Below are 25,103 nucleotides of genomic sequence, written 5' to 3' on the forward strand. Positions count from 1 at the left end.
AGGACCCTAGCGGGGCTTCAAGTCCAGCCCTTCCAGGATGCGCGCCACCACCCGGTCCGGCGGCGGCGTCACGTCCACGGTGAAGGCGTCCCGGGGCACCTCCAGCGTCTCCAGCTGACTGGCCAGCAGCGACGCCGGCATGAAGTGCCCCAGGCGCTTCTGGAGCCGCTCGCGGATGACGGCCGCGGGCGCGTGCAGGTACACCCAGCGCTCGCGCTCGGCGTCCACGGTGAGCCTGGCGCGGTAGAGCTCCTTGAGGCCGGAGAACGCCAGCACCAGGTCCTCGTGCTGCTCCAGCGCCTTCTCCATCCGCGCGCGCAACAGCTCCAGCCAGGGCTGCCGGTCCACGTCCGTCAGCGCCGTGCCCGAGGCCATCTTCCGGCGGTTCTCCACCGAGTGCAGGTCGTCCGCGTCCACGAACGTCCACCCCAGCCGGTCCGCGAGCGCCCGGCCCACCGTGGACTTCCCGGTGCCTGAGACGCCCATCACGATGACCACCATGCCGTTGCCGCCTCCCACGGACTCGAGCGCCCGCTCATGCCGCGGCCGTCCCGCGCCCGGCGCCACGCGAGCAGCATGTCCGGTGACACACCGAACCTCCCGGGATACCGGAGGGCGAGCGTCCGCTGTCCAACGCCCTCGCGCCCGTGCCCACCCTGCCTTCCACGTCGCGGCGGAGGAACCGCTACCTTCGTTCCCATCATGACTTCCGTGGGAGCCCCCCCCGGCCGGGCGCGCGTCCGGCTCCTCCTGTGCAGTGGCCTGCTGACCCTGCTGACCCTGGCGGCCTGCCGCGACCCCGCCGCCGCGGCCGGTACCGCCCTCTTCGTCACCACCGAGTTCGAGCCCTCGCTGAACCTCACCCGGCTGCGCGTCTCCGGCACGGCGGACGGCGCGGAGGTGCCCACCACGCTCCTGCCAGAGGACTCCAGCCGCGAGCTGCGGAACGGCGAGACCTTCCGCGTCCTCCTGGACGGCGCCGCCAACGGCACCCAGGCCACCGTCCGCGTGCAGGGCCTGCGCGGCGACGCCACGGTCGCCACGGGCGAGGCCACCGCCAGCGTGCGCGACGGCTACGAGGTGGAGGTCACCGTGCGGCTGACCTCCGGCCCCACTCCCGACGGAGGCGCGGACGGCGGCACGGGCACCTTCTGCCTGGACTGTCCGGACGGCTGCTGCCGCGACGGCTTCTGCACGGCGCGCACGTTCCGCACCTGCGGCGTGGGCGGCGTCGCCTGCGAGGCCTGTGACGCGGACCGCACCGACACCTGCACTCCGCGGGGCACCTGCGGCTGCGGCACCGGCCCGGCCTGTGGACTCAACGCGGACCGCTGCAGCGGGGGCAAGTGCGCCTGCGGCAATAGCGCCGCGTGTGGCCCGGGCCTGGCGTGCATCGGCGGCGCCTGCCGCTGCGACCCCACCACCTGCAACGGCTGCTGCGAGGGCAACAGCTGCATCCCCGCGCCCAACAAGAACCAGTGCGGCAAGGGCGGCGCCACCTGCAAGAAGTGCGAGAAGAAGTGCAACCCGGACGGCACCTGCGACTGAAGGCGCGCGCTACCGCACGGTGAACGGGCGCGAGTTCCCCGAGTACGGGTGCACGCGCCCGTCCCAGCCGGACTTCCAGTTGCCCTCGTGCACCAGCCGGTAGGTGCCCGGCGGCGTGTCCAGCGGGATGGGCCAGTCGATTCTCACGTGCGAGCACGCGAGCGTGGGCACGCAGTACTCGCGCTGCCAGTGGTACAGCGCGCCGCCCTCCCCGTCGTGCGCCACGTCCCGCCACGTGCCGTCCGCCTGCCGCCGCTGCACGCGCAGGTAGGTGCCGCCCAGCTTCAGGTCGTTGCGCGGATGGCCGCCCCAGAAGGTGACGCTCGCCGTGTCTCCCCGCGCGTACGACGCCTTTGCCTCCTGCGCGACGGCGCCGAAGTCCACCCAGAGCAGCTTGTCGTCGAACACCACGCCGGGCTGCAGGCCCACCACCGCCTTGCGCAGGTCGCGCGGCGTGGGCCCGGGCGCAACAGCCGCCCCTTCACGCAAGCTGCCCGCGAGCCCCGCGAAGGACTGCTGCAGCGCCGCCAGCGTCCACGGGCCAAAGTGCGTGGACGCGCCCTCGTAGTCCTGGCGCGCGTACTCCTCGCGCGTGGCCACGTAGCCCGAGTAGGCATTGGCCGGCCCCGCGATGACCACGTCCGTCACGCCCGTGCCCTGCAGCTGCGCGCGCACCGTGTCGCGCAGCCGCCGGCCCGCCATGGTGGTCAGCTCGAAGGGCACCGCCACCAGCGCCAGCGGCCCCACCGTCACCAGCTGCAGCGGCAGCACCTCCGGCGACCACGGGTAGGGCTTCATGGAGCCCATCTCCAGGACGATGGGCTTCTCCCCCTGGCAGGGCGTGGTGACGGCGGCGCAGGAGAACTGGTTCCACACGTCGTGCACGGACTCGCACGTGGCCCCTTCCGAACCGAAGCCGGGCCCGTCCTCCGCGCCCGCGATCATCGACAGGCCGATGGCCGCCGGACAGGTGCGGTGCGCGCTGCCGTCCGCGTACGCGGGCGCGACGTCCACCGCGTCCATCTTCACGTAGGTGTGCCGGTAGTCCACGCCGCCCATCACGGGCATGGCGGCGGTGGCCCACAGGTGGGCGGCGAAGTCGTACTGCTTCTTCGCGGACAGGGCCGCGTCCTCGAAGTCGTTCGCCCCGCCGCCGTTCGTGCCGCCCAGGATGTTGGGCGTGACGTCCCCTTCGTTCGAGTTGGCGAAGGCCGCGACGAAGGTGTCAGGGCCTCCGGGCGTCAGCCCGCCCTGCCCCACCTCGAACGCGTGCGCCGCGAGCCCCTTGTTGTCGCCGCTGATGTAGTGGTTCGTGTTGCCGAAGGACGTGGCGTGCACCGCGAACCAGTTGACGAGCCCCAGCTCGCGCCCGTCCGCGCCCGTCATCCGCAGCAGCGTCATGCGGGTGTCCACGTTGTCGGAATAGCGGACGCGCTCGGACTCGGGGTTGCGCAGGTAGGCCTCCGGTGAGCGGTTGGCGCTGGCGCCGCGCAGGTCGCCCGACGCCAGCCGCAGCGAGCCCTCGGCCAGCCGCGCGTTCGCGCGCACGATGGAGTCCGTGATGCCGGAGACGATGGCCTCGAAGTTCTGGGGCACGAAGCCGAGGCTGGTCAGGTTGTAGAGCGTGTAGTGGCTGAAGCCGCCCGGCCCGGAGTGCGTGTGCGTGGCGCTGAGCAGCACGTTGTCGTCGGAGAACGTGTCGCCCAGCTTCGCGCGCAGCCGCTCCACCACCTGCTGCTTCACCGCCTGGAACACCATGCCCAGGTCCGCGCTGACGAAGGCCACGCGCCGGCCGTTGCACGGCGAGGCGATGACGAACGCGCGCGAGTACAGCCGCAGGTGGATGCCCTCCGTCTTCTGGCCCACCTGCCCGTAGCCCATCATCCCCACCTCCGCCGCGGGGCCGGTGATGTCCGAGCGCGCCGCGCCGAGCAGGAAGTTCGAGGAGCCCGCGCACGAATTGCCCGCCGCCTCCGCCGGAGCGGCCACCGGAGCGGCCACCGGAGCTCGGGCCGCGCTCGCGGTGGACAGGCGCGGGGGAGCGCCCGGCCCCAGCGCCAGCACGCTGCCCAGCAGCAGCCCGAGCACGGGGGCGAGGCGAGCGGTCGGCTTTCGCATGGCGTCCTCCAAGGCCTCCGGAAGAAAGGGGCCCGGCGGCAGGGCAACCCCAGCGTGTCGCCCCCGCTTCCGCGAGGGCAGCGCATGCGGGGGCAGGCCGTCCGGCGCTCCACACTCGAACATGGGGGCGCGGCGGATTCAGTCCAGTTCGCGGCAGCGGGCAGGCGGCGCGCTTCCCCGCACGGACGTGGGAGGCGGGGCGGCTCAGGCCACGCGCGCGGCGCGCGCGGCGGCGTGCAGGGTGACGCGGAAGGTGGCGCCGTGGCCGGGCGTGGACTCCGCGGCGATGCTGCCGCCCAGCGCGCGCACGATGGTGTCGCAGATGGACAAGCCCAGGCCGGTGCCCTGGCCCGGCGCCTTGGTGGTGAAGAAGGGGTCGAAGATGCGGCGCAAGAGCTCCGGCGCGATGCCCCGGCCCGTGTCGCGCACGTCCACCACCACCCGGCCGTCGTCGTCCACGCGGGTGATGAGGCGGATCTCGTGCTCGTCCGTGAAGCCCTCCGGAATCGCCTGCGCGGCGTTGATGACCAGGTTGAGGAACACCTGGAACAGCTTGCCCTCGTTGGCGCGCACCGTCGGCACGGAGCCGTACTGCTTCACCAGCCGGGCGCGCGGGCGGATCTCACTGGCCGCCATCTGCGCGACGGAGTCCAGCACGCGGTGCACGTCCACCGCCTCCTCGTGCGCGTCGTCCACGCGGGAGAAGACCTTGAGCTGGCGGACGATCTGGCGCATCCGCTCGGAGCCCTCGCGCGCGTCGTCCAGCACCTGCTGGTACTCCAGCAGCTCCTCGGCGCCCAGGGGCCGGGGCATGGGGCCCAGCGCGCGGTGCAGGAACTCCAGGTTGGAGAGCACGTAGGACAGCGGGTTGTTCAGCTCGTGCGCGATGCCCGCGGCCAGCATGCCCATGGAGGCCAGCCGGTCCCCCAGCATGAGCTGCGCCTGCATGTGCTTGCGCTCGGTGAAGTCGCGCGCCACCGTCACGCGCGCGGGCACGCCATCGAAGAGCACGCCCAGCGTCACCAGGTCCGCGCTCACCACCTGCCCGTCGCGGCGCACCAGCGGCACTTCATGCGAGCGGGCCGCCAGCGCCCCGTCCTGCGCCTCCTCCAGGTGGCGGCGCGCCACCTCCTGGTCCTCGCGCCGCACCAGGCCCAGCAGGTGCCGGCCCAGCAGCTCCGCCGGGTCCTGGTAGCCCAGATAGTTGGCCATGGCCGGGTTCACCGACAGGAGCATGCCGTCCGTCGTGTGCACCACCACCGGGTCCGGGAACCCTTCGATGAGCAGGTGGAAGCCCGCCTCCGTGCGGCGCAGCGCCGTCTCCGTGCGCATGCGCAGCGCGTCCGTCGTGTATTGCTCCAGCGCCAGCGACAGCGCGCCGGCCGCGCCGGACAACAGCTTCACCTCCACGTGCGACCAGGGCCGCGCGTCGTCGCAGTTGTCGAAGCCGATGAAGCCGAACGGCTCCCCGTGCACCACCAGGGGCAGCACCAGCAGCGAGCGGATGCCCTGCCCCAGCAGCACCCGCGCGTTGTCCGCGCCGAAGTCCTCCGGCTTGCCCTGCACGGCCTCGCCCCGGTGCAGCTGCTCCAGCTGGTGCAGCTCGAAGGCCTGATCCACCGGCCACGCCTGCGTGTCCGGGTTGTCCAGCTCGCGTGAGACACCGGGCGCGCACCACTCCGCGCGCTGGGACTGGAGCATCCGCCCGGTGGCGTCGCGGTGGAACTCGAAGACGTAGGCGCGGCTGGCGCCCGCGACGCGGCCCAGCGGCTCCAGGATGGAGTTGTACAGGTCCGAGGCGGCCTCCGGCGCGAGCAGGCGCCGCTGCACCTCCACCATCGCGCCCAGGTAGCGCTCGCGCGTGGCGGCGGCCTCCTCCGCCAGCCTCCGCGGGGTGACGTCCACCAGCGTGCCCAGCACGCCGCCCAGGTGCTCCGGGTCTCCCGTCGCGGACAGTTCCACCCAACGGGGCTGGATGCCGCCGGAGGCCATGCGCAGCTCCAGCCGCGTGGGCACGTCCGTGCGCGAGCTCGCCGTGCGCAAGAGCGCGCGCGCCTGGTCCCGGTCCTCCGGATGGAACAGCTCCACCAGCGCGCGGCCCGTCCACGCGTGCACGGGCGCGCCGACCAGGCGCTCCCAGGCGGGGCTCGCCAGGATGAGCCGGCCCGCGGCGTCCAGTTCGAAGAGCACCTCGCGCAGGAGCGACCCGGCACGCAGGAAGCGACGGGTGTCCACGAGGTCGCTCGCCACGGATGACTGCCCCGGCGCGGCGGCGCTCCCCGTCTCGCGTTGCTCCTGCGACACCGCGGCCTCCTTCAGCACGAATGAAACGGACTCAGCCATGAACGTGAGGCCCCACCCGGTGCGTCCGGGGCCGGGCCCTCTCTCCGTCTCACCGCGCCCCGAAGCATAAGTCGCTCGAATGTTTCAAAGTCAATGGACCCACCGGGGACTCAAGGGTTTCCCTCGGAGTCGGGAGGCTCCCAGCCCCCGGGAATTCCGGAACGCGGGCGTTGCCGGCGGTCCCCGAGCAGGCGGGCAGGCACGCCACCGACGATGGCCCACGCAGGCACGTCGCGCGTGACGACGGCGCCCATGCCCACCACCGCGTGGTCGCCCACGGTGACGCCGTCGGTGATGCCCGCGTTGGCGCCCACCCAGACGTCCTGGCCGATCATGATTCCCTTCGACGTGACGGGCTGTTCACGCACGGGGCGGTCCGGCGCGAGCCCGTGGTCGAAGGCGTAGAGCGTGGCGCCGGTGGCGATGCGGCTGCCCTCGCCGACGCGGATGCCGCACGCGCCGCCGTCCAGGCTGACGCGCGCGTTGAGGCTGACGCGCGGCCCCAGCACCACCGGCCCGTGCACGAAGGCGTCCGCGCCGATGCTGCACCCCGGCCCGATGCGCACCGTGCGGCCGGGCTCCGCGAAGATGCGCGCCTCCGGGGCGATGAAACATCCCTCCGCGATTTCAACTGTCTCCAGCGCGCGCAGGCGGTCCTGCACCTCGCGCTGCCAGGCCTCCGCCCATTCGCGGTGGCGCGGCTTGAGGCTGAAGTAGAGCCACGGCATCCAAGACAGCCGCAGCTTGTGCTGTTCACGGCGTTGCGCTTCCAGGTCCACGCGTGATGACTACCACGGGCGCGGCTTCAGCCGGAGGCGGGCTCCGGCACGGGCTCCACGGTGAAGCGGCAGCGCTCGCGCTCCGTCGCCACGGCCTCCGCGTCCAGGGGCACGGGCGTCAGGCGGCAGAGCATGTCGTCCGGCTCCCACGGGTACGGCTGGCCGTCCAGGCGCACGCGCCCTTCGGCCACGGCGCGCGTGGCCTCCACGAGCGACAGCGCGGACAGGTCGCGCATCAGCGCCTCGAAGCGGCCCTGGCGCTCCGGGGTGGAGAAGTGGAAGCGGCCGCGCGCGACGACGGCCAGGTGGTACCACATGGGCCGGAAGGCCACGCCGGCCAGCCCCAGGCGCTGGGCCATGGCGAGCAGCAGCTCCGTCGTCTCACGCGACAGGCCCAGGCCGGGCACCTCCTGGCCGGGCAGCTGCGGGCGCCGGTCGCTGAAGCGCGCGCGCGGGTGGCGCAGGGACAGCCAGTTGGCGAAGAGGAAGGTCTCCCCCTGGAGGACCTTCCTCTCCAGCACGGAGTCCGACAGCAGGTGTTCGCGGCCGCCCGCGTGGCCCAGCACCATGATGCGGTCGCCGGTGCCGCCGGTGGAGGACACCTGCACGCGCAGGCGGCTGTAGCCCAGGCGCTCCACGTACGACAGCAGGCCGTAGCGGAAGAGGGCGTACTCGATGCCCTGCGCGGTGTAGTGGCCCAGCACGCGCGGCTGCACCTCCGGCCCCAGCCGCAGCGGGCCCTCCAGGTCCTCCAGCGAGAAGGGCTCCCAGTCCGGCGTCGTCCCGGCGGTGTTCGCCTTCTCCGGCACCAGCAGGTGCGCGATGCGCTGGAAGCGCGCGCTCAACGGGTCGTAGCGCGCGGTGATGCGCTGGTGGCCCAGGCCCGCGAGCACCAGCACGGTGCCCGCGAACAGCTTCCAGGACTCCGGGTGGTAGCCGCCGCCGGGCAGCCACACGCTGGCCCGTCCCCGCAGCGCGGCGGCGATGGCCACGTCGCGTTTGCGCGCGCCCTGGAGCGTGATGCCCACGCGCCCGAAGCGGTCCCCGGCCAGCACGTCCCCGCCCGCGATGATGAAGGTGATGTCCGACGCGGGCATGCGCGACAGCAGGTCCTTCACCTTCTGCACGTAGGTGACGTCGTCGCAGCCGTCGGGCACGCGCGTCTCGTCCACGCCGGGGGGCAGCAGGCCCCAGTCGCTGCCGGACACGGAGCCGATCCACGTCTTCGGCTGGCCGGCGAGGCACGCGGCGGTGCCGTCCGGCGGGTGCGCGTCCAGGTCCAGCACGGCCACCGAGCCGTCGAAGCCGGAGGCGCGCAGGTCCGCCACGGCCACGGCGATGTCGTTGACGGTGCAGAAGCCGCCGCCCTTGTCCGGGCGCGCGTGGTGGAAGCCGCCCGCCATGTTGACCACGGGCCCCTGCCGCGCGAGCGCCAGCCGGGCCGCGCCCAGCGTGCCGCCACACACGAGCCGCACGCTGTCCAGCAGCGCGTCCACGGGGACCTCCGACGGGTCGGTGGCGTAGATGCGCGCGAGCGTCGCGGGGTCGGAGAGGGACTCCAGGTAGCGGGCGTCGTGCACGCGCGCGAGCTGGGCGTAGGAGACGGGCACCGGGTGCCGGACGTCCGCGGCGCGCACCACGCCGGACTCCAGCAGGTACCAGGTGGTGAAGTCGGTGCCGCGCGGCTCGATGCCCACGGCGGACTCGATGCCGGAGAGGGGCAGGCGGTAGGACTCGTCGTAGAAGACGTGCACCCGGCCGCGTCCCAGGCCCAGCCGCCACAGCCACGCGTGGATCATCCGCGCCTCGCGGATGGCAGGGGATGTCGGGCGTTCACGTTGGCGAGGGACACGGGAGGCGGTGCGGAGGGAGTGGAGGCCCCTTCATCCTGCGTGGGGGCCGTGGGCGCAAGGCTCATTCCACGGGGCGGTGGGCCTCCTCGCGCAGGGCGGGGCTGCGGCGGCGCACGGTGCGGGCGGCGACGGTGACGAACAGGGCCCACGCGAGCCCGGCCACCCAGCCGCCGAGCACGTCCGTGGGGTAGTGCACGCCCAGGTACACGCGGGTGCAGCCCACGAGGACGGACAGGACCAGGGCCACGGTGAGGAGGTAGACCTTCACGCGCCGGTGTTCCGCGAACTGGGCCAGCAGCGCGCCCAGCGTGAGATAGGTGATGGCGGACAGCATCGCGTGGCCGCTGGGGAAGCTGGTGGACAGGGTCTCCGTGAGGTGGGGGACCACCGAGGGGCGCGGGCGGTGGAACAGGTTCTTGAGCAGCGCGTTGAGCATCCATCCACCGACGATGGAGGACAGGACGAAGAGGCTGGTGCGGTAGCGGCGGGCCACGACCAGGAAGCCGCACACGGCCACGGTGAGGATGGACAGGACGGGAAAGCCGCCCAGGGACGTCACGTCGCGCGCGGTCTCCGCGAGCCACCAGGGCCCCCGGGGCATCGCGGGATCCTCCGGACGGCGCAGGGAGCGGACGATGCGCTCGTCGATGTCCTGCGTGTCGCCTTCATGCACCTCGTCCGACAGGGCGACGAACCCCAGGACGCACGCGACCACGAGCAACAGCAGCCCCAGGGGCCGCGTCACCATCACGTCCCAACCCGACACCCACCGCCAAGGCCCTCGTGACATGGCCGTGACTTAAGTCGGCGGGTGCGGGCTGGCCACGGGGTTTTCGCGGCGAGTGTCGGACAGGCTCCAGGTGCTCAGGGGTGTTCGACGGACAGGCCCAAGGCTTCGGCGCCCGCGGCCTTCGCTCCGTCGAGGGCCGCGACCAGCCGCGTGTACGGCGCGCGGGCGTCCGGCTGGAAGAACAGGCCGCGCTGTCCCTGGGGGCGGGCCTCCAGGAAGGCCCGCAGGCGCGGCACGTAGTCCGCTTCGCTCACGGGCTGGCCTTCCAGCAGGAGCATGCCGTCCGCGGTGAGGCGCACGAGACCGGGGGCCAGCTCCTTCGACGGCGGGGCTTCGGTCGTCGCGGGCTCCTGGGAGGGGAGCTGGAGCTGGAACTCGCCGCGCATCAGCGGGGTCACGACCATGAAGATGATCAACAGCACGAGGACCACGTCCACCAGCGGCGTGACGTTGATGTCGGACTGGAGACCGGACTGGGGCTTCACGATGGGGCGTCTGGAGCGCATGGCGGTCCTCCTTCAGTTCTTCTTCATGGAGACACCCAGGGACACCTTCCGCGCGCCGGCATCGCGCGACTGCTGCAGGACGCCGAGCACGTCGCCGCACGTCAGCGCCTCATCCGCCTTGAGGAGCAGCTTGCGTTCGGGTTGGGCACGCAGCTCCTGCTGGACGCGCTCCTGGAAGGAGGCGGTGTCCGGGAAGGCGTCCTTGCCGACGAACAGCGCCTTGTCCGCGGTGAGGGAGAACACGAGCGGTTCGGGCTTGTCGCGCGACTCCCCCTGCGCGGCGGTGGGCAGGGTGACGTCCTTGCCCTGCTGGGACATCGGCGTCACGACCATGAAGATGATCAGCAGCACCAGCACCACGTCCACGAGCGGCGTGACGTTGATGTCTGCCTTCACTCCGCCCCTGCCTCCCACGGCCATTCCCATGCAAGACCTCCCTGTCAATCAGATGCCATGGGACCACGGGCCCAGGGAGCCGTTGGCCTTGGGCACTGGGTGGTTCGGTCATGGTTCGGTCACGGAGTACGTGGTTGCCTCCTCTCATCGAGGCATCGATAGGAGGCCCGTATGCGATGGCATGGGTGGTTGACGCTGGCATGCGTCGTCCTGCTGGCGACTGGCTGTGCGTCCGTGCCCTTCGAACCTGACTCCGAGGACTCCAGCGAGGATGTGCTCACCCCCTTCCTGAAGTGTTCATCGCCCGCGGCCTTCGTGGCCATGCAGCGGGGGATGGACATGGCCCGGGTGCTCGAGTCACTGAGTGACTGGGATGCCGTCCGGCTGGGCGCCCTGGGCCCGGTGGACGCGAAGGCCGCTGAAGTCCTGAGCCGGAAACGCTCGGCTTTTCTCATCAGCGCCTCCGAGCGGTACGGCGTGGCCCGAGCCGAGGTGTTCGCCCTCTTCATCCTCCACTCCACATGCGATGACGAGATGCGTGCCGTGCTTCACCGATTGGCTCAGGACAAGCAGCTTGGCCAGACGCTGGGCGCGATGACCACGGTCCGCGAGCAACTGCATGAGCGCGGCCTGACGTTCGAGACACATGCCGAGCGTCCCGAACGCAGCGGCGATGTGCTCCGGGGCTTGGGCCGCGCCAGCCGGGATGCACTCGCCAGCAGCGAAGTGAGCGCGGGAGCCCGCTACTTGGACCTGTCCTCCAAACGCGAGCAACTGCCGCTGCCCTACCGCCAGGCCCTCGACGAGGTGGAGCAGTCCCTCATGGAGCAGCACTTCGCTGCGAACAGCGTGGCGCTGGGAAGCTTTGACCACCTGACCTTCGGCGTACCGTTGGGCTTCTTCCACCTGTTGGCGGGAACCGCGCAGGGAGCATTGTCGCTGGCTGAGGGGAGGTACGAGCAGGCGTCGCGTGAGCTGGCACCCGCGGCGCTCATGGTCGCGCTGTATGCAGGTGGAAAGGGAGCACGAGCACTCCGAGAGTCTTCCGGGCCTGTCATCAACCTGGAGAGATTGAAGGCAGTGGTGGCCCGGCTTGAGGAGCAACTGGGAGTCAACGCGGCCCGTGACGTGTTCCGGTACCTCCAGGCTCGCCGGGAGAATGCCTATGTCGCCGCCGAGTGGGGAGAGGCAGGGGTCCTGGCCCTGCATGAGACCCGGGGCAACGCGGCGAGGGCCCAGGCCATGTTGGCGGAGGCCGAGCGCGAACGGCCACGTACAACCGCAAGCGCGTCCACGGGAGGCTTCTCCACCGACACCCCCATCCGGAACGCGCATCTGGCCGGGAGGACACATCCGGTAACCGGCGTCCCTTTCGACGCGGAGGGCTACCCTGATTTCAAGGCGGCCGGAGTCGTGAAGGCCGAGGTGAGGATTCCCTATACTGGTTCGCGTGCCGGAGACTTCGCCGCCGCGAACAAGGCAGCGGGCTTGAGGGAAACACCCAAGGGAATGACCTGGCATCACCATCAGGACCGAGCCACCCTGCAACTGGTGCCCACCGCCATTCACGCCCGGACAGGACACACTGGCGGTTTCTCAGGAGGCCCATGATGGCGCGGTTCGTGCGGACGACCGAGATGGGACCCTTGCTGAGCGAGGCGGACCTTGCCGCGTTCGAGCAGCGGTATGCCCTCAAGCTCCCGGTCCCGCTTCGTGAGTTCCTGCTGACCACCAACGGTGGCCGGCCGGAGCGCGACCTCTTCAAGCTCCAGGGCGTGCCGGGAAATCCCTTCGGCCGGATCCATTTCTTCTTCGGGCTCAACGACCCCATCGAGTCCTGCAACCTCGACTGGAACCTGGAGGTCTTCCGAGACCGTCTTCCGCAGGGGATGCTTCCCATCGCGACGACGGAAGGCGCGGACAAGATCTGCCTTGCGGTGAGCGGCGCTGGAACAGGACGGGTGTTCTACTGGGACGCGCACGCCCGCGGCGTCCACTTGCTGGCGGAGGACCTGGACACGTTCATCTCGGCACTCCGGTCGGATGCGCTGTCGCCCACTGTCCTGGAGTCCTGAGTCACGGCCGCGCGGCGTACGCCCCTGGACGCTCGGGCTCCGGAGGCATTGTCAGGGGCATGTGGCCTGTTATCACCCGGAGACGTTCGCACCGGGAGGCACCCGCACATGGCCATCGCCACCATCAGCCCCACCACCGGCAAGACGCTGCGCACCTTCGACGTGCTCTCGTCCGAGGAGCTGGAGCGCAAGCTGCAACGGGCCGCGGACACGTTCCGCTCCTACCGCGAGACGTCCTTCGCCGACCGCGCCCGCTGGATGCGCCGCGCCGCTGAAATCCTCGAAGTCGAGGCCGACCGCTTCGGCCGCATGATGACGGAGGAGATGGGCAAGCCCCTGGAGGCCGCCAAGGCGGAGTCCATCAAGAGCGCCACCGCGTGCCGCTACTACGTCACCCGCGCGGAGAAGCTCCTGCGCGACACGCCCATCGACGTGGATGGCGACACCGCCTTCGTGCGCTACCAGCCCCTGGGCCCCGTCCTCGCCATCATGCCGTGGAACTTCCCCTTCTGGCAGGTCGTGCGCTTCGCCGCCCCCGCCCTCATGGCCGGCAACGTGGGCCTCCTCAAACACGCCAGCAACGTGCCCCAGTGCGCCATCGCGCTCGAGGAAATCTTCCGCACCGCCGGCTTCCCCGAAGGCGCCTTCCAATCCCTGTTCATCGAGACCTCGGACGTGAACCGCGTCATCGAGGATCCGCGCGTGAAGGCCGTCACCCTCACCGGCAGCGAAGGCGCCGGCCGCGCCGTGGGCGCCGCCGCGGGCCGCGCCATCAAGAAGGTCGTCCTGGAGCTGGGCGGCAGCGACCCGTTCATCGTCATGCCCAGCGCGGACCTGGACAAGGCCGTACACACCGCCGTGTCCGCGCGCCTCATCAACAACGGCCAGTCCTGCATCGCCGCCAAGCGATTCATCGTCGCCGAACCCATCGCGCAGGAGTTCGAACGCCGCTTCGTGGAGCGCATGAAGACCATGGTGGTCGGCGACCCCATGGACCCCAAGACGGACGTGGGTCCGCTCGCCACGCCCGGCATCCTCGAAGGGCTGCACGCCCAGGTGCAGGAGAGCGTGAAGGCCGGCACCCGGCTCCTCCTGGGCGGCAAGCCCCAGGGCGGCCCCGGCAACTTCTACCCGCCCACCGTCCTGGCGGATCCGCCCCCAAAGGCCCCCGCCTTCCATGACGAGCTCTTCGGCCCCGTGGCCACGCTCCTGCGCGCCCGCGACCTGGAGCACGCCATCGAGCTGGCCAACGCGACGCCCTTCGGCCTGGGCGCCAGCGTCTGGACCCAGGACGCGAACGAGCAGCGCCGGCTCATCGACGGCATCGAGGCCGGCATGGTGTTCGTCAACGCGCTCGTCGCCTCCGACGCGCGCCTGCCCTTCGGCGGCGTGAAGCACTCCGGCCACGGCCGCGAGCTGGCCGACCTGGGCATCCGCGAGTTCGTCAACGCCAAGACCGTCCGCATCACCGGCGCGTCCGGCGCACCGCCCCCGTCGAAGCACGCGGGCGAATAGCCCACGCCCCTTCAGCGCGTGCGCACCCGGCCATCCATGGGCGCGCCGTGCACCTCTTCCAGCGCGGACGTCACGGCGTCCACCTCCGCGCCCAGCTGCTCCACGCTGTGGCGCAGGCCCGCGCCCGCCACGTCCGCGTCCGCCGCGTCCGCCGAGCGCACCCGCAACACCTGCGCGTAGAGGTTCTCCAGCGTGTACGCCAGCCGCGTGTACTCGGCCTCCAGCCGGTCCGCCGCCCGGGTCAGCTCCGCGCGCTGGCGCACCTGCTCATCCAGCACCTGCAGCGCCGCGCGCAGCCGGTCGCGCACCACCACGTCCTCCTCCGCGGCCCAGCGCGTCTCCAGCGTCTTGCGCTCGTCCGCCAGCCGCCGCACGTCCTCCGGCGGCGCCACCGTGCGCAGCTCGCGCTCACGGCGGATGAGCTCATGGCAGCTCTTGCGCAGGTCCTGCACGGTGCGCTCCGGCGAGCGCACCATCTCCTGCAACACGCCCTTCCCCGCGCGCAGCTCCGCCAGCAGCTTCTCGCAGACGGCGTCCACGCGCTTCAGGCGCGGATCCGCGGGCGCCTCCGGCACCTGCTCCCGCGGCAGCACCGGCGCGGGCGGCTCCTCCACGCGCGTGAGCAGCGGGTTGTTGGCCGGGCGCAGGTGCTTCGCGGCGCCCTTGAAGAACCCGAGCGCCACGAACACCAGCCACCAGTACTGCTGCGGCAGCCGCACCACCGTGGCGATGCACGCCAGCGCGACGACGAGCTGCCCCACGCCCACCACCGGGTTGCGCGAGGCCTCCTCCCGCGCCGCCTTCTCCGCGCGCTTCGCGTCCCGGTGCGCCTGCTGCTGGGCGAGGTACGCGTCGCGCTTGGCCTCCCGCTCCGCGCGGCGCAGGGCGTCCTTCGACTCACGCTCCCACTGCTTCTCCCACCGCTGGCGCTCCCGCTCCGCGCCGCGCTCCCACTCCCGCTCCCAGCGGTCGCGCTCCTTCTCGGTGGGCAGGCGGCCCATCCGGCGCACCCAGGCTTCCAGGGCCGCGTCCTTGCGCGCCCGCCCCTCCTCGATGGCCGCCTCCAGTCGGCGCAGGCGCTCGGCCGCGTCGTGGGCAGGGAGGGAGGCAGGGGGCGCTTCGCGGTCTCGGGGCACGAGGTGACGCTAACAACTTCTCCCAGCCTTGGGGACTGGCGCGGGGCGGCCCATAAGCCCAGGTGTTGAGCCATTGGCGCGCGGCGGGCAGGCGGCCCAGGGCGCGCGGTGGTCCCCCGGGGAGGGATGCGGTAGTGGGAGGGCACGATGACCCTTCCCACCGCCGCGACCCGCCGCTTCCAGTGGTTCAGCCAGGGCGTGCTCCTCTACAGCCTGGGTGTCATCCTCTGGGGCGCGTTCGTGCGCGCCACCGGCTCCGGCGCGGGCTGCGGCGACCACTGGCCCGTCTGCAACGGCGAGGTCCTGCCCCGCGCGCCCTCCGTCCAGACCCTCATCGAGTACACGCACCGGCTCACCAGCGGCCTGGCCACGGTGCTCGCCGTCGCGCTCTACGTGTGGGGCCGGCGCGAGTTCCCCAAGGGCCACCCCGGCCGACGCGCGGCGTTCTGGGCGCTGGTGTTCATGCTCACGGAGGGGCTGGTGGGCGCGGGCATCGTGCTGCTCAAGTACGTGGCGCAGGACGCGCGCCTGGGCCGCGCGGTGTGGATGGGCGTGCACCTGACCAACACCTTCCTCCTGGTGGGCGCGCAGACCCTGGTCGTGTGGGCGTCCCGGGGCCGCGCGCGCATGGCGCTGCGGGGCCAGGGCACGGTGGGCGCGGTGCTGGGCTTGAGCGTGGCCGGAATGCTGGTGCTGGGCATCAGCGGCGCGGTGGCCGCGCTGGGCGACACGCTGTTCCCCGCCACGAGCCTCGCGCACGGCTTCGAGCAGGACCTGTCGGAGGCGGCGCACGTGCTGCTGCGCCTGCGCGTGTTCCACCCCATCATCGCGGTGGGCATGGGCGCGCTGCTCGTCTTCGGCGGCCGGCTGGTGGCGCGGCTGCGGCCCTCGCCGGACGTGCGGCGGGCGTCCGCGTGGCTCACCGGCGTGTACGTCGCGCAGCTGGGCGCGGGCGTGGTGAACCTGGTGCTGCTGGCGCCGGTGGCGATGCAGCTCGTGCACCTGCTGCTCGCGGACTGCGTGTGGATGTGCGTGGTGCGGCTGTGCGCGGCGGGGCTCGCGGAGGACGCGCCGCGCCTGGAGCCCGCGGCCGAGCCTGCGTCCCGCGTGGAGCCGGTATAGGCTCCCCGTGTCCGCTCCCTCCATGACGACCCCTGCCCCCCTGACCGAGCGCCTGGATGGCTTCCTCGTCCGCCACCGCCGCCGCGTCCTGGGCGGGCTGCTGCTGCTGGCGGTGTTCCTGCGGGTGATGGTGGGGATGGAGCTGGCGGGGGGGCCGCTGGTCCGCATTTCGGAGCTCGTCCCGGCTTCCGACAACGCCTTCTTCGTCACCTGGTCGCAGCACCTGGCGGAAGAGGACTGGCTCCAGCGACAGCCGCTCCATCCGATGCCGCCCTGGATGCGAAAGGTCGCCGGACAGGTGATGCGCGAGCATCCCGACGTCCCCGTGCGGTTGGGACTGGCCAGGGACAAGTCGTATGACCCATCCGCCATGAGCGTCCGCCTGTGGGACCACTGGCTGGGCGGGGCAACGTACTTCCAGGAACCCCTCTACCCCTACCTCCTGGCGCTCACCCGCGTCGTGGCCGGTCCCAGCACCTGGAGCATCTTCGCCTGGCAGGGCGTCCTGGGCGTGGCGATGCTGTGGCTCGTCTACCTCGTGGGCCGGAGGCTGCTGGGAGAGACTGTAGGCGTCGTCGCGGCGCTCCTGGGCCTGGGGTACGCGCCGTTCATCGTCCACGAGTTCGCCCTGCTGCGCGACTCGCTCATCGTGTTCGCCACGATGGCGTTGCTTTGGGCGCTGCTGGAGGCCCTGGAGCGGGGCGGCTGGCGCTGGGCGCTGTTCGGCGCGCTCTGCGGCGGGGCCATCCTGTTGAAGGTGCCCTTCCTCTTCTTCGTCGTCCTGGCGCTCGCGGGGGCGCTGCTGTCGCGCCGCTGCGGACCGCGCGATGCGAGCCTGGCCCTGGGCTGCATGATGCTGGCGATGATGCCCGCCCTCGTGCGCAATGCACTCGTGGGCGTGCCGCTGTTCCGGCTCAACGGATCCGGAAACGCCATGCTGGCCATCTTCCATGTGAAGGATGCGCTGCCCGCCCAGTTCCTCATCAGCAAGCACTACGCGGACATCCTCGTCCAGGAGGACGGACACCTGCTCCCCTCACTGGTGGCGGCCATCCAGACCCATGGCTCGCTGACGCATTACCTCCTGCTCTGTGTGCAGAAGCTCGTCTCGCTGGTCCACGGAGAGGAACTGCCCAACAACGTGGACGTGAACCTCTTCCTCCAGGCGTGCGGCCTCCTGCGGGCGATGCCGGTCTCGTTCTGGCTGCTGGCGCTCCTGGGCGCGGTAGGGCTCATGGCCACCGCCGGGCGGTGGCGGCGGGTCTGGCCGCTCTACATCGCCATCGCGGCGGGCGTGCCCACCATCCTGCTGGCGTCGATGCTCGCCCGCTATCGCCTGCCGATTGCCGCGGCCATGCTGCCACTGTCGGCGTCGGGGCTGCTGGCCTTGGGGGAATGGACGAAGACGCACCGCTGGGGCGCGCTGGCGACGACAGGGCTCCTGGCGCTGCTGTACGTCCCCTGGGCCGTGCGCGAGCACGTGATACCGGGCACGGAACGCTCAGCCGCCCAATACCGGCGTCTGGGCCGGCTGAGCATGGACCTGGACCCGGAGTTCGCCGCGCTCCACTTCCGTGAATGCCTGCGGTGGAACGCGGAGCTCGCGGACTGCGAACTGGGTCTGGGGCAAGCCCTGCTGCAGCAGGGACAGGTCGAGGAGGGCCTTGCCGCCCTTCGTCAGGCCGCGGCCCTTTCGCAGTCCGACCCCACCACCCGGCAGGCCGCCGAGCAACTCCTGCAGGCCCATGGAGGCCCCTGACGCATGCATCGGCTCGAACTGCCTCCTGGCCCGCCCTCTGTCGAAGCGCGAACGACCGCCAGCGTGTCCCGCGACGCGGCCGACCTGACGCTCGACATCGTCATCCCCGTGTTCAACGAGGAGGAGATGCTGGACCTGCTGCTCGGGCGGCTGGCCCAGGTCTTCGCGCCCGAGGTGCTCGCTCGGCAGGGCGTAGCGTCCGTGCGGCTTATCCTGGTGGACGACGGAAGTCGCGACGCCACCGCGCGGCTGCTCGCCGAGCGCATCCGGGGAGGACTGCAGGCGCGGCTCATCCGGTTGTCGCGCAACTTCGGACATCAGGGCGCGGTGTGCGCGGGGTTGGACCACGCGGATGCGGACCTGGTTTCGGTGATGGACGCGGACCTCCAGGATCCGCCGGAGGTGGTCTGGGACATGCTGGCCGCATGGCGCCAGGGCGCGGACGTCGCCTTTGGAAGGCGGCGGCGGCGGCAGGGCAACGTGGTCAAGCGGTTGGGTTACTGGGGCTTCTACCGGCTGGTGGCGTTCCTCTCCGAGATCAACCTGCCCCTGGACACCGGGGACTTCTGCCTGATGGACCGGGGCGTGGTGACGGCGCTGCGCCAGTTGCCGGAGAACCTGCGCTTCTCCCGGGGCCTCAGGGCTTGGGTGGGTTTCCAGCAGGTGGCGGTGCCCTTCGACCGGCCAGCACGCGCTGCGGGCGAGCCCAAATACACCTGGAGCAAGCTGTACCGGTTGGCCACCGACGGCATCGCGTCCATGAGCACGCGGCCCCTGCAGGCGGCCCAGCTCGCCAGCTTCCTCTTCGGCGTGCTCACGGTGCTCTTCCTGTTCCTGCTGGTGGGCTTCTCACGCCACCTGGACGTGCCTCGTCCTTTCCTCTTCGCCTACGTGCTCATCGCCACTGGCAACGCGGTGCTGGCGTTCTGCCTCTACATCCTGGGGGCGTACGTGGGCCGTACATACCTGGAGGTGAAGGGCCGTCCCCCCTATCTCGTGATGGAGCGGGTGGAACCCCGCGTGCGCCAGGAGAATCTCCATGTCCCTCCCGTCCCCTGAGTCCGCCGCCCCGGTGGAGATGCTGTCGCGCCCCACTTCCGCGGAGCCCTTCCCCGACGAGTGGTACGACGAGTCCTCCGCGGACCACTTCTGGTTCACCTGGCGGCTGCGCGCGCTGCACCGCCTGATGAAGGACGTGGGTCTGTCCACAGAGGCCACGCTCCGGGCGCTGGACATCGGCTCGGGGTCAGGTGTGCTTGCGCGCCAGTTGGAGGACACCACCGCGTGGACGGTGGACGCCACCGACCTCAACCTGGGCGCGTTGAAGCGATGCGCGCCGCGCCGGGGCCGGACGCTCTACTACGACGTCACCGAGGAGCGAACCGAGCTACGGGGCACCTACGACGTGGCCCTCCTCTTCGACGTCATCGAGCACGTTCCCAAGCCACGCCCCCTGCTCGAGTCCGCGCTGCGGCATCTGAAACCCGGCGGGTGGCTGCTCATCAACGTACCCGCGCTGCCCGTGCTCTTCAGCCGCTATGACGTCGTCGCGGGCCACGTGCGGCGCTACACACGCGACAGCCTGGCCCGCGAGTTGGACGGCCTGCCGCTCTCCTCGCGGGCGCTGCGTTACTGGGGTTTCTCCCTGGTGCCCGCGCTGCTCGCGCGCAAGGCGCTGATGCCCACCCAGGACCCGGACCAGCAGCGGGTCATTGAACGAGGCTTCGTGCCCCCGTCGAAGCTGGTGGACGGAGCGCTGCGCGTCCTGATGCACGCGGAGACGCGTCTGTCCGCGCGGCCGGTGCTGGGGACGTCCGTGCTGTACGCGGGCCGCGTGCCCTGACTCAGGCCTGGCCGCGCAGGCCCCGGGGCACCAGCACGCGCGCCACCACCTCGAAGAGGCCGCTGACCGCGAGCGCCAGCACCGCCGCGGGCACCGCGCCCTCCAGGATGAGCCCCACGTCGTCCAGGCGGATGCCGGTGAGGATGGGCTGGCCGTAGCCGCCCGCGCCCACCAGCGCGCCCAGCGTGGCCGTGCCCACGTTGATGACCGCCGCCGTCTGGATGCCCGCGAGGATGGACGCCGCCGCCATGGGCAGTTCGATGCGCCACAGCCGCGCGCCGGACGGCAGGCCCAGCGCCTCCGCGGACTCGCGCACCTCCCACGGGATGCCCTGCAACCCCGCCGCCGTGTTCCGCACGATGGGCAGCAGGCTGTAGAGGAACAGCGCCGCGATGGCCGGCTTCGAGCCGATGCCCAAGAGCGGAATCATGAACACCAGCAGCGCCAGCGACGGCACCGTCTGGATGACACTGGAGAGCCCCAGCACGCCCTGCCCCAGGCGCGGACGGCGCGCGGCCACCACGCCCAGCGGGATGGCCAGCGCGATGGCCGCCACCAGCGACAGGCCCACGAGGAACAGGTGCTCGCGCGTGCGCTGCCAGACGCGGGACGCCCGCCCGTCCGTGCGCACCTGTGTCGTCAGCCCCAGCGACTGCTGGAGGAAGTCCGACGCCACCCGCGCCTCCGGCACGTGCTCCAGCCGCGCGCGGGCGTTGAGCTTCACCATCTCCGCTTCCGGCAGCGCGCCCTCCAGCCGGCGCAATGCGGAGACGACCCGGGGCGCCCGCGTCTCCAGGTCCGCGCGGTAGAGGAGCACGGCGTCGTACGCGGGGAAGTGGTGCCGGTCGTCCTCCAGCACGCGCAGCCCGTAGGCGGCGATCTCCGCGTCCGTCGAGTACAGGTCCGTGAGTTGAATCGCCCCGCTCTCCAGGCCCCGGTAGGCCAGGTCGTGGTCCAGGCCGCGCACGTCGCGCTGGGGCAGACCGTACGCGTCGCGCAGCGCGGGCCAGCCGTCGCCCCGCTGCATGAACTCGTTGCTGAAGCCCACGCGCAGCTCCGGGTGGGCCTTCAGGTCGGAGATGCGGCGGATGCCCAGCCGCTGGGCCTCTGCTTCCTTCATGCCCAGCGCGTACGTGTTGTTGAAGCCCAGCGACGCGCTCATGCGCAGGCCCTCGCCCGCGAGCGCCTGGCGCAGCGCCGCGTCGTCCGGCAGCGCGCGGCCCACGAGCAGCTCCTGGCGCAGCGTGCCGGTGTACTCGGGATAGACGTCCAGCTCGCCCCGGCGCAGCGCCTCCCACAGCACCGTGGTGCCGCCCAGCTCGCGCCGGTGCGAGGCCCGCGCGCCCGCGTCCTTCGCCACCTGCGTCACCAGCTCCCCGAGGATGACGGACTCGGTGAACTTCTTGGAGCCCACGCGCACCTCCGGCCCCGCGCCGTCGGCGCGCTCGCACGCGACGCCGAAGAGCAGCAGCCACGCCAACGCCAGCGCGCGCATCACCCGGACCTCCGCAGGGGCAGCGGACGCTGGGCCTGGATGAAGCGCGTGACGAACGGCTCCGCGGGCCGCGCCTCCAGGTCGTCCAGCGAGCCCTGCTGCACCACCTGGCCCTCGCGCATCAGCACGATGCCGTCGCCCAGGTAGGCCGCCTCCGACAGGTCGTGGGTGACGAGCACCACCGTCTTGCCCAGCCGTTCGAAGATGCCGCGCAGCTCCGTCTGGAGGTCATGGCGCACCAGCGGATCCAACGCGCCCAGGGGTTCGTCCAGCAGCAGCACGTCCGGGTCCAGCATCAGCGCGCGCATCAGCGCCACCCGCTGCCGCTGGCCTCCGGACAGCTCCCCGGGGAAGCGCTCCAGCGCGTCCGCCGGCAAGCGCGTCAGGTCCATCAACGAGGCCAGCCGTTCGCGGATCCGCGTCTCCGGCCAGCGCAGGTGCCGCGCCATCAGCGTGACGTTCCGCGCGCCGGTGAGGTGCGGGAACAGCCCCCCGCCCTGGAGCGCGTAGCCCACGCGGCGGCGCACGGCGAGCAGCGCGCTTTCGTCCTCCGGCAGGGGCTGTCCGTCGAAGAGCACGCGCCCCGTGTCGGGACGAAGCAGGCCGTTGAGCAGCCGCAGCAGCGTGGACTTCCCGCAGCCGCTGGGACCGATGAGCGCCGTGGTGGCGCCCTTCGGCAGCTCCAGGCTCAGCGGGTGCAGGGCTTGCGCGGCACCGAAGCGCTTGGACACCTCCTCCAGGATGAACACGGACGCCACGTCCCTTCAGCGCGGAGCGAACACGCCGTTGCAGGCGGTTGGAAAGGGGAAGGAGGCACTGGCGGGAAGGCTGCACGCCGCGAACATCCCCCAGCCCTGGCGGTCCACGCCGCCGGCCCAGACCTGGACGTCACCGCCGCCTTCCGGCGCGGGCGCGGTGAAGCGGACGCAGCGCGTGGCCAGGCCCTCCACGAAGCAGTCGCGCACCTCCACCGGGCCCGCGCCCGGGAGCGCGTCGCGCAGCTCCTCCACGCTCCGGTCGCGCCAGCGCTGCACCTGGGCCGAGCCCGGCTCCGCCGGCCAGAAGACGCTCCAGGAGAAGGTGGCCGCGGCGCAGCGGATCCTCCCCGCGCGCGTCGTCGAGGCCGCGAGCTCGCACCCCTCCGGCAGGAACAGCAGTCGCCATGGCAGCCTCGGCGGGGTGACGCGCGACGACGGCGCCAGCATGTCGCCCTCCGGGTTGCCTCGCGTGGCCAGGTACGCGAACAGCTCCAGGCACCGGCCCAGCCCCGCGCGCACGGGCTCGCGCGCCACGCAGCCCAGCTGCCGCACGCGGCCCGCCGAGGGTGTCACCGCCGTGACGTAGCCGCCCACGGGGCAGGGCCCGCCGCCGTCCGCACCGGCGCACTGCTCGAACCGCAGGGACGGGTGCGGCAGTCCCGCGAGCGGCAGCTCTCCCCGGACCTCCGTGAGCGCCGGCCCCAGGCGCGCATGGACGCGGTCCCGTCCGGCTTCCACGGCCTGCGCCTCGCTCAGGCCGGACTGTTCGTACAGCCACACGGAGAGCGCGCCGCAGCGGTACGTGCGCGACGTAGGGGTGTCCGGGACGGGGACACAGCCGTCGAAGAGGGGGCGCGCGTCGTCGACGAAGGGGCCCGAGGGCGTCACGCCCACGGTCGGGACCGCGGGGGCCACCGGCACGGAGGCCTGGCACGCACCGAGCAGCCCCCCGACCGCCACCCCCACCGCCACCCGTGCCGTGCGCATCCACGAGGGGATAGGCGCCGGACCCGGCCGAGTCAACCGGCCCGTCGGTCCGACGCCCACCGCGCTACATCCGCGGGCACTACTTCTTCATCTGCTTCTCGAGGTTCTTCGCTTCCATCTCGTTGCTGCTGACGGTGGCCTCGGTGTCGCTCAGGAGGGCCAGGAAGCCGGCGTCGTTCTTGTACTCCTTGCGGCCCTCCTTGAGGATCTCCTTGCCCTTCTTCTGGTCCTCCGTGATGCGCGTCAGGAAGGCCTTGTCGAACTCGGGGCCCTGCTTCTCGCGGAGCTTGTTGAGTTCCTCGTTCTTCGTGTCGATGGCCTTGCCCAGCTTCTCGCCGGTGCCCTTCATCTTCTCCTGGTAGCCCTGCTGCACGCCGGAGCCACCCGTGCCCGTGGCCGACTCGGACGTCTGGCTGCTGTCGTTGAGCGCGCTGATCTGCATCTTCTTGTTCTGGGCCCAGGTGCGCAGCGTCTCCTGGCTCTTCTCGTGGTCCTGGCGCAGCTTGGTGGCGAACTCCTTCACGCGCGGATCCGACGCCTGCTCCTCCGCGAGCTTCGCCATCTCGATCTGGCGGTTGTTGAAGACGGCCAGCTTGCCCACGTACTGCACGCGCTTGGCGGCGGCCTCACCCACGGCCTTGCCCTGCTTCATCTGCTCCTGTTCCTGCTTGGACTGGCTCTCGTCGGCGTGGGCCGCGAAGCCCATCAGCCCCGTCATGACCGCCGCAGTCACCGCACGCGTCTTCCAGTTCGTCTTGCCCATGGTCCCACCCTCCCCCGCATCCGCGGATGAATGATTGACGGAAGCAAGGTGTGGACGCGGAAGGCCGTTGCCAGGGTCGCCTGGCCGAGCGCCCCGCCCCCGCGAACGAGGCCCGCGGGCGGAGCGCGTGTCACTCCGCGGACAGCAGGCCGCGCACCACCGCGCCGCGCCCCGGCGCCGTGGCCTGGGCCCAGCCGCGCAGGAGCGCCAGCACCTCCGAGGAGAAGCAGGGCGTGTCGAGCAGCGTGACGGTGGTGGCCGTCCCGCCCGTCTGCGCCTGCTCGAAGCGCGCGGTGAGCCAGCAGGCGCCGGCGCTCCCGCCCTCGGGCACCGTGCGCGACACCTCCAGCTCCAGCAGCGCGGAGGGACACAGCCACCCTTCGGCCCAGCGCAGCCGCCGCTCCAGCAGCGCGCTCAGGGACTCGCTCACGGCGGTGGCGTCCAGCGCCAGGGGCACGCCGTCGCCGGACAGCGGGGACGGCAGGTACACCTCGCGCAGGAAGGGCGGCTCGCGGGTCAGCGCGTGCGCCGTCGCGCGCAGCCACAGGCGGCAGTCGCGCAGCACGTCCGCCGTGGGCGCCTCGAAGGAGGGCAGCGGGTGGCGCGTCGCGGAGCGGCGGCTGCTCTTGCGGTCCGCCTCCACCTCCACGAAGGGGGACACGCGCGCGCGGCCCTCCACCGCGCCCTCCACCTCCAGGCCCAGCCGCTCCAGCCGCGAGCCCCGGCCCAGGCCGCGCCACAGGTCCACGAAGGCCGCGGCGAGCGGCGCCGCGTTCGCGACCGAGTACGGCCGCCACTCCACGCGCTGGCACACCACGCGCGCGGACGGCACCCGCGCGCCCGGCGGCCCCAGGCCCAGCGTCAGGTCGCCGCCGCCCACCGCCACGCGCGCGGCCAGCACGTGCCGCACCGGGCCCTCCAGAAGCCACACCCGCAGGGCACCGCGCGGCACCGCGCCCTCCACGTAGCGGGCGCCCAGCAGCCACAGCTCGCCCTGGATGAGCACGTCCTCGCCCCGGGGCGCGTGCAGGTTCGGCTTCGAGTCCTGACAGCCCAGCACCCAGGCCCCCCGGCCCTCCTGGACCCAGCGCACCCGAAGGCCCTCCGGCAGCGCCTCCAAAGCGCGCCGCGTGGCCTCCGCCTCGCTCCTTCCCTCCGCCATTGGGCCCCTCGCACCAAACAGCGCTACGGTATTCTTCCGTAATAGCTGTGATTAGGGGCCCGTGTCAGCACGTTTTTCACGGTTTGCGGGGTGGGTGCCGGGAAACCCTGTAGGTCTTGGGGAGGCAGGAGCGCCCCTCCGGAGCCGAAGCGCCC

Annotated in this window: 22 protein-coding genes; 8 read left to right on the forward strand and 14 right to left on the reverse strand. The window is 72.0% G+C overall.

All coding sequences use genetic code 11. The features are described 5' to 3' along the window. Nucleotides 1–6: 6 nt before the first annotated feature. Nucleotides 7–501: a gluconokinase gene (locus AABA78_RS23940; RefSeq protein WP_338266105.1), complete on the reverse strand. Its 495-nt coding sequence runs from the start codon at nucleotides 499–501 to the stop codon at nucleotides 7–9. A gap of 210 nt (nucleotides 502–711) precedes the next feature. Here AABA78_RS23940 and AABA78_RS23945 point away from each other — a divergent pair, with 210 nt between their 5' ends. Then, nucleotides 712–1,548 (forward strand): hypothetical protein, encoded by an 837-nt coding sequence (locus tag AABA78_RS23945; RefSeq protein ID WP_338266107.1) that lies wholly within the window; start codon nucleotides 712–714, stop codon nucleotides 1,546–1,548. Between the two features lie 9 nt (nucleotides 1,549–1,557). Here AABA78_RS23945 and AABA78_RS23950 read toward each other — a convergent pair whose 3' ends face one another. The 7 genes from AABA78_RS23950 to AABA78_RS23980 form a co-directional block, all read right to left on the reverse strand. After that, complete coding sequence (locus tag AABA78_RS23950; RefSeq protein ID WP_338266108.1) at nucleotides 1,558–3,666, reverse strand: neutral/alkaline ceramidase; 2,109 nt, start codon at nucleotides 3,664–3,666, stop codon at nucleotides 1,558–1,560. A gap of 204 nt (nucleotides 3,667–3,870) precedes the next feature. Further along, nucleotides 3,871–6,009, reverse strand: a complete 2,139-nt coding sequence (locus tag AABA78_RS23955; protein ID WP_338266111.1) for an ATP-binding protein — start codon at nucleotides 6,007–6,009, stop codon at nucleotides 3,871–3,873. Between the two features lie 110 nt (nucleotides 6,010–6,119). Then, complete coding sequence (locus AABA78_RS23960) at nucleotides 6,120–6,788, reverse strand: DapH/DapD/GlmU-related protein (protein WP_338266112.1); 669 nt, start codon at nucleotides 6,786–6,788, stop codon at nucleotides 6,120–6,122. Between the two features lie 26 nt (nucleotides 6,789–6,814). Next, entirely contained in the window at nucleotides 6,815–8,587 is a 1,773-nt protein-coding gene (locus AABA78_RS23965; protein ID WP_338266114.1) for a histone deacetylase family protein, read from the reverse strand. Between the two features lie 115 nt (nucleotides 8,588–8,702). Then, nucleotides 8,703–9,431: a phosphatase PAP2 family protein gene (locus AABA78_RS23970; protein WP_338266115.1), complete on the reverse strand. Its 729-nt coding sequence runs from the start codon at nucleotides 9,429–9,431 to the stop codon at nucleotides 8,703–8,705. A 74-nt stretch (nucleotides 9,432–9,505) separates the two neighbouring features. Continuing rightward, a complete protein-coding gene (locus AABA78_RS23975) occupies nucleotides 9,506–9,937 on the reverse strand; it encodes an ExbD/TolR family protein (RefSeq protein ID WP_338266116.1) in 432 nt (143 codons plus the stop codon). 12 nt (nucleotides 9,938–9,949) lie between these two features. Next, nucleotides 9,950–10,363 (reverse strand): ExbD/TolR family protein, encoded by a 414-nt coding sequence (locus AABA78_RS23980; protein ID WP_338266117.1) that lies wholly within the window; start codon nucleotides 10,361–10,363, stop codon nucleotides 9,950–9,952. A 204-nt stretch (nucleotides 10,364–10,567) separates the two neighbouring features. On the opposite strand from AABA78_RS23980, the gene AABA78_RS23985 reads away from it, so the two are divergent. The 3 genes from AABA78_RS23985 to AABA78_RS23995 all read left to right on the forward strand — a co-directional run bounded on the left by AABA78_RS23985 (nucleotide 10,568) and on the right by AABA78_RS23995 (nucleotide 13,923). Beyond that, nucleotides 10,568–11,944, forward strand: coding sequence for an HNH endonuclease (locus AABA78_RS23985; RefSeq protein WP_338266120.1), 1,377 nt, complete (start codon nucleotides 10,568–10,570; stop codon nucleotides 11,942–11,944). Further along, nucleotides 11,941–12,408, forward strand: a complete 468-nt coding sequence (locus tag AABA78_RS23990) for an SMI1/KNR4 family protein (protein ID WP_338266122.1) — start codon at nucleotides 11,941–11,943, stop codon at nucleotides 12,406–12,408. Before AABA78_RS23985 ends, AABA78_RS23990 begins: the two co-directional genes overlap by 4 nt. Before the next feature lie 108 nt (nucleotides 12,409–12,516). Beyond that, nucleotides 12,517–13,923, forward strand: a complete 1,407-nt coding sequence (locus AABA78_RS23995; RefSeq protein WP_171415561.1) for an NAD-dependent succinate-semialdehyde dehydrogenase — start codon at nucleotides 12,517–12,519, stop codon at nucleotides 13,921–13,923. Between the two features lie 11 nt (nucleotides 13,924–13,934). On the opposite strand, the gene AABA78_RS24000 is transcribed toward AABA78_RS23995, so the two are convergent. Further along, on the reverse strand, nucleotides 13,935–15,059 hold the full coding sequence (locus AABA78_RS24000; RefSeq protein WP_338266124.1) for a coiled-coil domain-containing protein: 1,125 nt from the start codon (nucleotides 15,057–15,059) through the stop codon (nucleotides 13,935–13,937). A gap of 147 nt (nucleotides 15,060–15,206) precedes the next feature. Between AABA78_RS24000 and AABA78_RS24005 the strand changes: the two genes are divergently transcribed. From AABA78_RS24005 to AABA78_RS24020, 4 genes are read left to right on the forward strand one after another with little or no spacing between them, the layout of a single operon-like run. After that, nucleotides 15,207–16,181, forward strand: coding sequence for a COX15/CtaA family protein (locus tag AABA78_RS24005; protein WP_171415565.1), 975 nt, complete (start codon nucleotides 15,207–15,209; stop codon nucleotides 16,179–16,181). A 22-nt stretch (nucleotides 16,182–16,203) separates the two neighbouring features. Beyond that, nucleotides 16,204–17,940 carry an ArnT family glycosyltransferase gene (locus AABA78_RS24010; protein WP_338266127.1) on the forward strand — a complete coding sequence of 579 codons (1,737 nt, stop codon included), beginning with the start codon at nucleotides 16,204–16,206 and terminating at the stop codon, nucleotides 17,938–17,940. Between the two features lie 3 nt (nucleotides 17,941–17,943). Continuing rightward, nucleotides 17,944–18,999 carry a glycosyltransferase family 2 protein gene (locus AABA78_RS24015; protein ID WP_338266128.1) on the forward strand — a complete coding sequence of 352 codons (1,056 nt, stop codon included), beginning with the start codon at nucleotides 17,944–17,946 and terminating at the stop codon, nucleotides 18,997–18,999. After that, complete coding sequence (locus AABA78_RS24020; RefSeq protein ID WP_338266130.1) at nucleotides 18,980–19,783, forward strand: class I SAM-dependent methyltransferase; 804 nt, start codon at nucleotides 18,980–18,982, stop codon at nucleotides 19,781–19,783. The genes AABA78_RS24015 and AABA78_RS24020 overlap by 20 nt, the downstream gene beginning before the upstream one ends. Before the next feature lies 1 nt (nucleotide 19,784). On the opposite strand, the gene AABA78_RS24025 is transcribed toward AABA78_RS24020, so the two are convergent. The 5 genes from AABA78_RS24025 to AABA78_RS24045 form a co-directional block, all read right to left on the reverse strand. Then, nucleotides 19,785–21,278, reverse strand: a complete 1,494-nt coding sequence (locus AABA78_RS24025; RefSeq protein WP_338266132.1) for an ABC transporter permease/substrate-binding protein — start codon at nucleotides 21,276–21,278, stop codon at nucleotides 19,785–19,787. After that, nucleotides 21,278–22,027 carry an ATP-binding cassette domain-containing protein gene (locus AABA78_RS24030; protein ID WP_338266247.1) on the reverse strand — a complete coding sequence of 250 codons (750 nt, stop codon included), beginning with the start codon at nucleotides 22,025–22,027 and terminating at the stop codon, nucleotides 21,278–21,280. Before AABA78_RS24030 ends, AABA78_RS24025 begins: the two co-directional genes overlap by 1 nt. A 15-nt stretch (nucleotides 22,028–22,042) precedes the next feature. Then, the gene (locus tag AABA78_RS24035; protein ID WP_338266135.1) at nucleotides 22,043–23,023 is read right to left on the reverse strand and encodes a hypothetical protein; all 981 of its coding nucleotides are present in this window, start codon (nucleotides 23,021–23,023) and stop codon (nucleotides 22,043–22,045) included. A gap of 79 nt (nucleotides 23,024–23,102) precedes the next feature. Then, nucleotides 23,103–23,786: a DUF4142 domain-containing protein gene (locus AABA78_RS24040; protein WP_338266136.1), complete on the reverse strand. Its 684-nt coding sequence runs from the start codon at nucleotides 23,784–23,786 to the stop codon at nucleotides 23,103–23,105. A 130-nt stretch (nucleotides 23,787–23,916) separates the two neighbouring features. Further along, entirely contained in the window at nucleotides 23,917–24,948 is a 1,032-nt protein-coding gene (locus AABA78_RS24045; RefSeq protein ID WP_338266138.1) for a hypothetical protein, read from the reverse strand. Between the last annotated feature and the right edge of the window lie 155 nt (nucleotides 24,949–25,103).

This window comes from Corallococcus caeni (assembly GCF_036245865.1).
GTDB classification, from domain to species: Bacteria; Myxococcota; Myxococcia; order Myxococcales; family Myxococcaceae; genus Corallococcus; species Corallococcus caeni.